Here is a 217-nt window from a genome sequence, read left to right as displayed (position 1 = left end):
CCCAGCCTGCCGCGCTCGCTGCCGGTACGTGTGGAGCGCTTGCCCGACGGCAGCAGCCTGGTTCGCCGGCGCTAAATCCTGGCCCCTGCGCGCCCGGAACAACGGCGTCGATCCGCTGCCCCCAAGCCCAGCAAAATTTTTTGTCCGGTATATCGCCACTGCGACGTCTTCACAGGGACAACACCCTAGAGAGCATTCGCATGTACCGAGATCTGCC

This window comes from Comamonas sp. B-9 (assembly GCF_000410635.1).
Lineage (GTDB): Bacteria > Pseudomonadota > Gammaproteobacteria > Burkholderiales > Burkholderiaceae_C > Comamonas.
This window is presented reverse-complemented; position numbering follows the sequence as displayed.